A 12,964-nucleotide genomic window follows, 5' to 3' on the forward strand; every position below is an offset into this window, starting at 1 on the left:
TTTCATTTTAAAACATAGAGAATTATGTATAGAAAGCTTTTTTCAGCATTGGTTTTTATAAGTTTATCGGCAAGTAACCTGGTTTTTTCTCAGCAAAAGGTATTGCCCGGAGCAGTCGAAGACCCATCTTTTTGGATTAAAACCCGAAACAACGCAGATGCCTATTACTGGGAAAGCCTCACTAAAAAGGAAGGGAAAATATCCCGAAAAAAACAGACCGGAACGGCTTTTAATTTTAACCCAAGTATTGTTTTTGATACTGCTCAGGATTCCCTGATCCTGCCATTGGGCATAGAAAGTAAAAGACGTCAGACCTTATTTATAGTTTACAAAGTAAAAGACAGTTTGAAAGAGCAATTTTTATGGACGATAAACGATCCTCAAAAAACACTTTCTGTAGCGACCAATAAACGTTTGGTTGATCTAAAAAAATACTCCTATCAATCGTACCCTGAAAAAATAAAACCGCATAAAGCCAACATTCATTTTTTTCAGCAGAATGTAACGGATAGTGTTGCTAAGTTATCGACACTCACGATTGGGCAAAAGTCTAAATTTGAGAAATTACCTCCAGAAGAGTTTAAGGGAAATATCAGTGAAATTCTAGTTTATAATAGGGTTTTATCGGGCAAAGAAACCCAGAAAGTAGCCAGTTACCTCGGAATTAAATATGGAATTTCGCTCTCGCAATTTGAAAGTAAAAACTACCTCAACAGTCAGGGAGAAACTATTTGGGATATTGACCATCATAAGAATTTTGATTCCTCAATTACCGGAGTTGGAAGAGACGATGCCAGCGGATTACTGCAGCTAAAGAGCAACAACATGATCGAAGAAGGATTGTTGACGCTGGAGCTGAAAAGTAAATCGGGTACAATACCCAATAACTACTTTGCTTTTTGGAGTGATAACGGAAAAAATCTCTTGGTCAAAAAACAGGAACAAGGAGAGCCAATTGGTATTACAAGACAATGGCAATTGGATTTTACAAATCCAACAGACCTTAGTATTGACTGGTCTTTTAACCCTGCTTTTGTAAAAGGCACTTTACCCAAAGATACCTATTACTGGTTGTTGGTTGATTATTCCGGTAAAGGAACCTATGACGAAAAAGATTCAGAATATGTTCGTTTGGCAAGCACGTCAAGTACAGAAAAATTGGTTCTAAAAGATTTTAACTGGGACAAACAAAAATCAGGCAAAGCCAAATTTACCCTAAAAGTCGCGCCGGAAATGTTTAGCAGGGTCTGGATAACGGAAGCTACTTGTGGCGTATCAGGATCCGGTCAGTTAAATTATAGCATTGAAGGTGGAGAAGCTCCCTTTACCGTTACCGTTAAAAAAGACGGAAGCGATGTGGTGGTAAAACAATGGAATCAGGCAGCAAAAAGTACTACAGGATTACAACTTTCATCAGGAACTTATGATTATATCGTTCGGGACGCAAAAGGAAATTTATACTCCGAAACCGTTTTTGTGGCTGATAAACAAGGAACATTTCCGAATTTGAAACGGGATTATTTATTGACAGAAGGAAACGCTTTGACGCTTGACGCAAGCGCCGGATTGCCAGCAGGAAATTACGAATACCAATGGTTTTACGAAGGTGATTTTATAGATAATAATCCTAAAATTTTGGTAGATCAACCAGGTACTTACGAACTAAGATTACTGAATGATCAGGAATGTAAAACAGCCACGAAAATTGCCATTACAACAGACGGAAAAGAAATTAAAGATTCAAGCGTTTTGATTTTATATCCAAACCCAACGACAGACGGACATTTTTCTGTGGCAATGCAATTTCCACACAAGACAAATGCAAATATTAGTATTTACTCCCCAACAGGAGCGCTTATAAAACAAAAACAGTTCATACAAATAGAAACTTATTTGTATGATGATAATATTAATAGTTCAACGGGAATGTATCTGGTATCTGTTAGTTCAGAATTTGGCACTAAAACTTTTAAAGTTATTGTGAAATAATTTAAACATAAACGATTTCCCCATAATCGATTAACCTGCTTTATGAAAAATAAAATTATAATACTGGTATTTTTAATAGGTTCTTTTTTGTTTGCCGCCAATTTTGGAGGATATAACTTCCACTCTTTGTTTTCTCAAAATACTTCGGAAAAAGAAACCGTCCTTTCTAAAACAGATTCAATAGGCATTATTAAAAATGAAATCAAAAATACGAAATCATTTTCGGCAGATATTGCAGAAGGGATCATTGGTGTCGCCGATGCTTCTGATGTGGATGATGCTTATGATAACGTTTTTCATCTTAAAGTAGACGAATTGCCTTTGAGTACTGAAAGTGCTTATTTAGAATACGACTTATACGGATACGATCAGGCGGCTTCAATTTCAAGAAGTTTAAATAATCAGCCCAGTATTGGAGGTCAATTTTTATCTCAAAATAAAAACTGGAACAAACAATCGGAACTGCTTTCAGAAAAATCATTACGACAAGGAGATAACGTTTTATTGTTTACTGCTCCTGAAGGTGTCGCAAATTCATACCGAATTAAAAATGTTCATATTGTCTATAAATCGGTACTTCCAAAAACTGATTTTACCTTATTGAAATCAGCAGATAAACTCTATGTAAAAGGAACTAATTTTCCTTCGCAGATAAAAAAAATGAGCATTGGCGGAATTGCTATAGATTTAAACCAGCCCGAGTTTGAATTGGTTTTTGATGCTGCAGCAATAGAAAAATCAATTACCGTTACCAAAGAAATGGCTAACGGAATTATTGCAACTGAAAAATTAGAAGTAAGACAGTTTGTAAAGGTTGATTTCTACAGACCATTAGAAAATGCAAAAGAAAGTATTTTTAAAACCATCAATTTTGAAACTGTAAATACATTAGATTATAAAGATTTCTCTGCCGATTTTCCAATAGGAGCCTTAAAAACAAATGTAAAAGTTTCAGTAAGCGGATTACGTAAAATAGACATTGCTCCGTTAAATTCTGCAATGGTCAATGTTACTGCGACAAATGCGGGTTTTAGGTTATTGCCACACGGAACTATTTTTGATAAAACTGTGACATTATCATTACCGTTTGATAAAAAAGCAATCCCCGAAGGATATACCGAGAAAGACATCAATGTATTTTATTTTGATGAAAATAAAAGATTGTGGCAGGAAGTAACCAAAGATTCATTAGATATAAAACAAGGAATAATTAAGGCAAAAACAACTCACTTTACCGACTTTATTGCCGGAATCATCAAAATGCCGGAATCTCCTGAAACTTCAGGCTATACGCCAACAAGCATAAAAGATCTAAAAGCAGCGAGTCCATTGGTTGGAATTCAGTCTATTGCACCGCCTTCTGCAAACGGAAGAGGAACGGCGAGCACCGGATTTTCTATAGTAATTCCTGGCGGAAGAGGCGGCATGCAGCCTTCACTTAATTTGCAATATGATAGTGATGGCGGGCACAGCTGGGCTGGTATGGGTTGGGATATTTCGACACCGGCAGTAAGTATCGACACCCGCTGGGGAGCACCAAGATATGACACTACCAATGAAACCGAAACATATACCATTACCGGTGAACAATTAATTCCGAATTCACACAGAGCGGCTTGGACTGCCCGAACTGCAGACAAACAGTTTTATCCCCGACGAGAAGGTGCTTTTCAGCAGATTATCCGTAAAGGATCCTCTCCTAAAAACTATTATTGGGTCATAAAAGACAAAAGCGGTGTCGCCAGTTACTACGGAGGAACCGCTTCAGGTCTTACAACTGCGGGAATTTTGCAGGATGCATCCGGAAATATCGGACATTGGGCGCTTTGTCTTCAGGTCGATTTAAAAGGAAATACCGTTGAATACGAATACGATAAAAAAGACGGAGAACTGTATCTTAAAAAAGTATATTACACCGGCTTTGGTTCCCAAAAAGGAAACTACAGTGTCACTTTTGTAAAAAACTCAGATTTAGGTGAAGCTAATCGTCTGGATGTGCAGGTTTCGGCACGATTAGGTTTCAAACAACTCAATAATCAGTTGTTACGTAAAATAGAACTCCGCTACAAGAGCGATATGGTTCGGAGTTACGAATTAAACTATAAAGAAGGCGCATTTAAGAAAACCTTATTAAAATCGATTTCAGAATACGACTCTGAATCAAAGTTATTTTACACTAATACCTTAGATTATTTTGATGATGTTCGTGATGCTTCAGGGAAATACAACCCGTTTGGACCGGAATTAAAATGGGATGTCTCTTCTGATAATCTTGTAAACACTGCAATTCCTTCGATTAATGACATCTTATTTTCAGGACATCATTCCTTAGTGAGCAGTTCTGAGGGATCTAATATTGGGATCAATTATCGTATTGGAGTTGGATTTGTGGGTCAGACCGGTAATCTGAAACCTTTTACAGTGGGAGGTCACGGTGGAAATGGATGGGGAACATCAGACACAGCCGTGCTCATGGAAGATCTTGATGGAGATGGACTGCCTGATAAAGTATTCAAAAATAAAAATGGTGTTTTTTACCGAAAAAATTTATCTGCCAGCGGTCAGAATTCTTTTGGAGAAATGCAGGAAATCAACATTAGTGATGTTGGATATTCTAAATCTACCTCGTTTAATTGGGGTGTAGATTTGAATTTAAAATTCGGAAATATCGGATACGATGAAGAACGTTCCACCAGTAAAACAAAAATCTATTTTATGGATTTTAACAGGGACGGACTAGTTGATTATGTTCGTAACGGACAGGTTTATTACAATAGATTGGTAAATGGAGTTCCAACTTTTAAACCTAGCAGTTTAGGAACGCCATCACCTGTTGCAGGTGGCGGAAACGTAACAATAACTGGAACAACAACACTTTCAATCGAAGAAATAGAAAAACAAAATCCCCTGCATGATGTAGTTCGAATGTGGGAAGCTCCTGTAAAAGGAATAATTTCAGTTTCGCACGAATACCAGTTAATCAAAGAAACTACTCCCGAACAAATTAAAGCACGTGCAGAATATGTAAACAATGCAGGAGATGACAAAGCAGATGGAGTACGTTTATATTTTCAAAAAGGAACACAATTACTATGGGATGAGGCTATAATTGCAAAAGATCATGATAGTAAAACGAAACAAAATAACGGTATTTCTGTAGAAAAGGGAGAACGCCTATATTTTAGGGTAAGCGCTGTTAAAGACGGAAATTTTGATGCGGTTATCTGGGATCCGATTATTACTTATTCTCAAGTAAAACAGTTCGACAGAGATAGCAATAATAATTTAGTTACAACCGATTTTAATGTTCCTGTAATTTTAAAAGATGCCAATTTATATTCGTTGTCAACCTATAAAGCAAGTACAGATTTTTTTAGCAGTAATAACACATCAAAAGTAATTCCTGTTGCGGGAACTGTTTCCTTTAAAGGAATATTGAATAAACCGGTTACATCCGATCATATCCGACTGATGATTACCAAAACCTATTTGGGGCAAACGAATCCTCCCGTAATCGTGTATCAAAAAAACTTTTGGGCGAATGATGTTGCGACTTTTGATTTAGCGTCTGTCAACCTCCCTGCTTTTGAGGCAGATACGCAGGTGACATTGTCTTTAGAAACAAATACAAATATCAACTGGCAAAGCATTTCATTTGCTCCAACTATTACCATTCCTTCTTACCCGGGTACAGCAGTCGAAGAAGTACCAATGGAAGTGTATCATTTATTATATAATAAAAGAGAAGGAAATTACAATATACCAGGTGTTACTTCAACAGTTAGCGGAAAAGTGAAACTGAATATACTGCCTCAGGATTTGATTTTGGCATCTGCTTTTCCTCCGGGGCCAGTTGATAGTTATAATGGAGAAGTAATACTTTCAGCTAAGCAGAATAATATCCTTCTGGCACGTAAACGTTACAAGCTTATATCGGGAACATTGGTTGAAGTTATCAATGCTTTTGATAATGCAGTAGTTTATCCCGATGCAGCATCAGGAATTCCAATTCAGGTAGAAACTACAGTTTCAAATCCGCTGTCTGTAAATATTCTGAGAAATTATCCAAAAGCAAATGCACTTAATATTCAGGTTCAGGTGACAGACTTAAAAGATGTTACAGATCTTACAGATGATGTTGTATGGAATGCTGTTACAGATGATTTTGGTGTTTACAGCCTTTTAAATCCTGATGAAAGAACCTTAGGATTGTACCATAGAAACTGGGGAGGGTTTGTAATTAACGGAACCCTCGCTTCGAATATTATAGATCAGACCAAACTAAAACAATCTGACGCTTATGCTACAGAGCCCGATGTTAATAACACCGATCCGGAAAATTATGATGGCAAAGGGTATGAAGTTTCAGAGAATTATTTTGTGTCTTTAAATCCATCTTATACAAAAGCAAAATGGGAAGGTTTAGAAGAATCAATTTATATAAAAGGTGCAATAATAGGAACATCAAGACTTGGAGAAGATGATATTGCAGATTATACAGACTTCTCTTTGCCTAAATTAGAAGGAGGAAGTACATCGGCACTGGACATGATCAGCGAAAGTAAAAGTAAAAGTATCGGAGCTGGAATTGGTGCAGGGCCTAACAATATGGGCTTTAGTAAATCTATAGACGGAGATTCGTATGTAACGCAAACCATGGGCGATTTTAATGGAGATGGTTTCCCGGATTATATCAGAGGAAGTAATGTACAATTGACAAAACCAGTTGGAAGTATTTCTGATGAAGTATTCAGCTTGGGAGATAATTTCAGCCATGCCGAAACAACTGCCGAAGGACCAAATTATGGAGGGGGTTACAGTCATGGTAAAGCAAAAAGTGCAGGAGTATTGGTAATAGGAAAAGAAGCTGCAAATAGAATAGCAGCACAATCTGCTGCTGATAAAGAAGCTGATAAAGCAAAAAACACGATGTCTGTAAGTGCTTCTCAGGGTTATGGAACCGATAAATCAAAAATGATCCACGCAGATATTAACGGGGACGGATTACCAGATAAAATAACTGATGCCGGAACGGTGTTATTGAATACTGGATACGGTTTTTTAGCTGCTGAAAACTGGAATAACAACGGACTCAACGCAGGAACTTCTACTGATTGGAGTCTTGGTTTAGGATATAATTTTAATGCTGGATCTATTACAGCGGGAGCCAATTATGCACGATCCACATCTGACGGAAATAAATCTTTTATGGATATTAATGGTGATGGGCTTCCTGATAAAATTGAGTATGTACTGGATAAAATGATTGTGTCTTTAAACTTAGGAGCATCTTTTGATACACCTATCATCTATCCAACATATTCTGAAATGAACCGTAATAAAAGTGTGAGTTATGGTTTTAATGCAGGTTATTCCTATGACATTCCTATTTGGTTGCTGCGCCTTACGCCATCATTAGGAGCCAGTAAAGGATGGAGTACTTCACGTTCCGAAGCTACTTTTATGGATATTGACGGAGATGGAAATACCGATTATGTTATATCTACAGACGAAAATAATTTGAAAGTGCGTCTCTCGAACATCAAAAGAACCAATAAATTAAAAAGCGTCACTAATGGTGCTGGAAATAGCTATGTCGTTGATTATGCATTAGTAAAACCGAGTTATGAGAATCCATCTGCAAAATGGGTTTTACAATCGGTTGATTTATTTGACGGGCATGCTGGTGATGGTATCGATCGTACAATTGCAAAATTCACATACGAAGACGGTTTCTACGACCGCCGTGAGAGAGAATTTTACGGTTTCGGAAAAGTAATTCAACAGCAGATTGACGCAGCTGATAATTCAGTTTTCACAACAACGGTTCAGGAATTTTATAATCAGGATTATTTCAGAAAAAATCTTTTAAAGCACGGTTATACATTAGATAAAAATGACAAAATACGCCAAGCGTCAGAAAACGAATATAGCTTTATAGATGTAGCGACTCAGGCAAGTGTTTCGGTAGCAGAGTTAAATTTACCTTCGTGCGATGCCAAACGTATTTTTGTAGGATTGATTCATACCAATCAAAAAACATATGAAGGCGGCAGCGATTATCTGGAAACCAATACGTTTAATACCTACGATGCCAACGGAAATATCATTCAATATGAAGATTTAGGAAATGGTACTGCGAATGATAAAGTAACCGCTAAAATTAGTTATTATGAAAGCACCACACCATATTACGGTGGCATAGCAAAACAACTCGAAGTGTTTACCACGGAAGGTTTAAAACGTAAAAGATCCACAACTATCAATACTACAACGGCAGAAGTTACGCAGATCAAAAATTACGCTACAGCAGATAAAATTGCCGTTACCGATATTATCTATGACACTTACGGTAACCTGCAGAAAATTACAGGACCATTAAACCAAAAAGGACAGCGTATGACATTGGATTATGTATTTGATGGAGAAAATCATCAGTATATAGCCGAGATCAAAGATGCTTTTGGATACCAAAATAAAGTAGAGTTTGATTATCGTTTTGGAGTACCACTAAAAACAACTGATCGTAATGATCAAAGTACGATTTATACATTGGATGCTAAAGGTCGTCCATTAACTATAAAAGCACCTTATGAGATTGCTTCAGGCAAACCCTATACTATTGCTTACGAATATTTCCCAGATGCAAAAGTTCCGTATGCTAAAACCAGAAACTACGATCCGGAATTAGATAAAGATATTGAGACTTATACCTATACAGATGGACTCGACAGGACATTGCAGATTAAGAAAACAGCCAGTTTGTTTACACAGGCAGGAAGTGCTGATAAGGAAGCGCAGATTGTATCTGGAAAAATAATTTATGATGGATTAGGAAGACCCATTATAAGTTATTATCCTACAACAACTACTTCTATTGATAATAATTTCAGCACTGCATTATCAAGCGTAACACCTACTGAAACAGAATATGACGAAACAGGACGTACAATAAAAGTGACATTATCTGATGGAAGTACTAACACAACCACTTTTGCATTAGAAAACTATGATGGTCTGCCAGTATTGCGCACTACACAAACGGATGCTTTAAATAAAACCAGTCAGACGTACACAGATGCAACTGGTCAGAATATAGCCAGTATGCATAATGATCTAGTTACAAAGTTTGAAACTAGTGCATTAGGAGAAATAGTCAAGGTTACTGATGCAATGGATCATGTTATCAAAAGCAGTTACGACTGGCTGGGCCGACGTATTGAACTTACACATCCTGATGCAGGAACAAGTACTATGCAGTATGATCTGGCAGGGAACTTAACCACCCGTATCACTCAGGATATTAAAAATACAGTTCCAAATGGAGGATCTATTCAATATGAATACAATTTTAATAGACTAGAATCTATAAAATATCCTAAAAACCCACAAAATAATGTACAATACAATTATGGCAAAGCCGATGGAACAGCAGCGCGTCGAGGCAGATTGTGGTTTGTACAGGATGCCAGTGGCGGACAGGAATTCTTTTACGGAAAATTAGGCGAGATCGAAAAAGAAATTCGAACGCTTCGTATTACGCCAACAGATATTCAAACCTATATTTCGCAGTACGAGTATGATACCTGGAACAGAATCCAGAAAATGACGTATCCTGACGGCGAAGTAGTAGAATATACTTATAACCGCGCGGGAAATCTGCAGAGCATGCAGGGTAAAAAAGAAAACCATACTTACGATTACATCAAGCAGTTGAGTTATGATGAATTCGAGCAGCGCAAATATTTAAAATACGGAAACGATACCGAAACCAATTATACTTATGATCCTGTGATGAGAAGGTTACAGCAGTTACAAATTAAAAGCGGTGCCAGACAAGTCATGAATAACTCGTACAGTTATGATTTGGTCGGAAATGTTTTAGGTATTAAAAATATAGCTCCAGTAGTAAACAATACTTTAGGCGGAACATCAAACCATGAATATCAGTATGATGATTTTTACCGATTAAAATATGCAAAAGCTACCTATCAGGGTGAGTTTACCAAAGCAAGTTATGAGCTGAATATGAGCTATAACAAGATGCACAATATTATCAAGAAAGATTTGGTTCATACAATAAACAATGAGCAGAAAGGTTATGTTTTAGATTATAATTATGATAACGCATTACATCCTAATGCGCCAAACAAAATTGCTGAGTCCGGTAAAGCTGAGCCGAGAGAATATATTTACGACGGCAACGGAAACCCTACAAGTTATACTGAAGATAAAAGTTTCAGAAAAATGAACTGGGACGAGGAAAATCATTTAATGGGAATCAATGATAACGGAAGAATTTATCAATTTACCTATGATGCTGACGGAGAAAGGGTTATTAAAAGTTCAGGAGATTCTCAAAATGTAGCCATTAACGGCGAAACTGCCGCTACTATTGTACATACCGATGATTATACGGGTTATGTTTCTCCTTATTTTGTTATCAGTAAAGGAAAATTCACTAAACATTATTTTGAAGGAGCAGGACGTGTAGTAAGTAAACTAGGGAATGGAACTTTTGCCCAGCCTTTGGGTATTACCGCAGGTGGCGTAAACTATTCTAAAAGAACTGCTGAACAGCAAAAAGCCTTGGACAATTATGTGAAAAGTTTAGGCGTACCTCCAGGACCACCAACGCAACAAGGTATCTATGCAACACCAGAATTTACAGGAGATCCATATCCAAGTGAAGTAATAAAACCCGTTGAAGAAAATCAGGAACCACCGGAAGGCTGGCCTAGAAATCCTATTTTTAATGCTCCCGGAGATGTTCCGGGACCACCCGTACAATTTGGACCACCCGTAGAACCAACAACGGTTAAAGCAGGAGAAGGATTTACAGGAATTGGTTTGCCGGAGAATGATATTTTTTATTTTCATCCGGATCATTTGGGAAGTACTTCGTATATTACAACCCGAAACGGAAGTATAAGCCAGCATGTGGAGTATATTGCTTTTGGAGAAGTTCTGTTTGAAGAGCATAGTTCTTCTTTTTCTAGTCCTTATTTGTTTAATGGAAAGGAGTTGGATAGGGAAACGAATCTTTCTTATTATGGGGCGAGGTACTATGATGCTAAAACTAGTTTATGGCTGAATGTTGATCCGTTGGCAGTTTATAATCCTGTAATGGAAAGTCAATTTTATGTAGATGGGCAGCATAATGGTGGTGTGTTTAATGATATGAATCTAAATAGTTATGGCTATTGTTATCAAAATCCTATAAGATATATTGATCCAAATGGGAAGCAGGTTGACCGTGTAAAGCATAAAATAGTAAATGCATATATTCCTGAAGCAACATGGCCAAATGTTTATAAAACCCATAAAATGGGAGTTGAAAAAGGAAATCCGTTATTAATAACTTATGATTCAGATAGAACCAATGCACGAAAACGAAGAAATGATGCAAGAGTGGCAAATAATGGATTAAGAATTCCTGAACACCATTTAGATGAATATCCTTATGCTTCTACAAAAGAGGGAGGTAAAAATGCAGCGATTAATACTGTGCCTGCATCAGAAAATATGTCTCATGGTGGATATCTCGGGAGTTTAGTTCGTTTAAATGATATGAAAACAGGAGATAAATTTAATATTATCTTAGTGCCTAAGCCTCCTAAAGAACCTGAAAAAGTTCCAGATTCAGTTCCAGAACCCAAAGTGTCCAAACCAGTTCTAGTAACATTAATAATTATTGGGATTTTATCAACAATTTTTTCGGGCGGTTCTCAATACTCTTATTAATTTTTTTCATTAAATAATAAATAATAAATAATAAATAATTTCTACGTTATGAATAATAAATTAACGATTTTAAATCAAATTTTAAAAGAAATAAATCATCCAATTCTTCAAATTTTCGAGGAGTCAGAAAGTGAAAAAGATATAGAAAATAAGTTAGGTAAAATGAAGTTAGAGATTAACAAAAACCTTATAGACCTTTACTTATGGAGGGGAGGGGTTAATGGAGCTTCAGTGTATGATGGTACTTTTGAATATTTTTTTTCTTTTGGTAGTTTTATTGATATAGGTTCAGCTTTTAGCTTATTATTATTAGATAGAAAAACACTAAAAATCTATGATAAAAAATTACCATTTATTCAGTCATTAACTGGGGATACTGTTTCAATTGATTTATCAAGTAAAAGCTCAACTAGAGGAATGTTATTGTTGTTTTCCCCATCTCTTACTTTATCTTCTGAATTGATGACAGTATATGACTCTATTGAGAAATGGATTGAAACTATCATAGAGTGTTATAAAAGGAATGCATATAAAATGAATTCAGACGGAACTTTGGAGATAGATTATCAATTGGAAAAGGAAATCTCACTGGATTTAAATCCTCTTTCTGACTTTTGGAAATCATGACCCTTCTTGCTGGCGTGAGTTTCTCGTCCAGAAAATAGCAGTTTTGATATAGAAGAATATCTTATGAAGTAAAAACGAATAATCCAAACACTTCCAAAGAAAATACTCTAAGCTTTTAGAGAAGAAGTTAAGTAAACTTTGAACCGATCTATAGTAGTGATAACTGCTGGATAGCGCAGGCATCTTACTCGTAAACACAAAAATATAGAGAAAAATTTACAAACAAAAAACTCGTCACTAATGATGAGTTTTTTTATAGTCAAATCTATATTATGTTTATACTAACTAAACCACTCTGCACTGAAAGTGCAGAGGTTTGTTTGACAAGGGACTGAAAGTCCCTCTATTTTAAAACTTAAATAGTAATTTTTAAAAATGATATTCATCAATTTTAAACTAATATTTTATATTTTTTCGCATTACTAAAGTGCTGCAATAAATTGCAGGGTTTAAACCCAAATCTGAGACCAAATAAATAAAGGTGATTTTGATGAATATTTTTATGATGTTACTTTATGGACAGAAGGTTATAAATAATTTTGAATAAATCTTATTGTTTATAGAATCCTACAAACTCACTTAAAAACAGGAATATATTGCTTTT

Annotated in this window: 3 protein-coding genes; all 3 read left to right on the plus strand. The window is 36.1% G+C overall.

What is annotated here, in order from left to right; genetic code table 11:
* Positions 1-24: 24 nt before the first annotated feature.
* Genes A4F88_RS01635 through A4F88_RS01645 form a run of 3 tightly spaced genes read left to right on the plus strand, consistent with a single transcriptional unit; the run spans position 25 to position 12,360 of the window.
* Positions 25-1,989: a T9SS type A sorting domain-containing protein gene (locus A4F88_RS01635; protein ID WP_068840794.1), complete on the plus strand. Its 1,965-nt coding sequence runs from the start codon at positions 25-27 to the stop codon at positions 1,987-1,989.
* Between the two features lie 42 nt (positions 1,990-2,031).
* Positions 2,032-11,733, plus strand: a complete 9,702-nt coding sequence (locus A4F88_RS01640) for a SpvB/TcaC N-terminal domain-containing protein (protein ID WP_068840795.1) — start codon at positions 2,032-2,034, stop codon at positions 11,731-11,733.
* A gap of 48 nt (positions 11,734-11,781) precedes the next feature.
* A complete protein-coding gene (locus A4F88_RS01645) occupies positions 11,782-12,360 on the plus strand; it encodes a hypothetical protein (protein ID WP_068840796.1) in 579 nt (192 codons plus the stop codon).
* Positions 12,361-12,964: the final 604 nt, after the last annotated feature.

This window comes from Flavobacterium chilense (assembly GCF_001602525.1).
In the GTDB taxonomy this organism is placed as follows: Bacteria; Bacteroidota; Bacteroidia; order Flavobacteriales; family Flavobacteriaceae; genus Flavobacterium; species Flavobacterium chilense.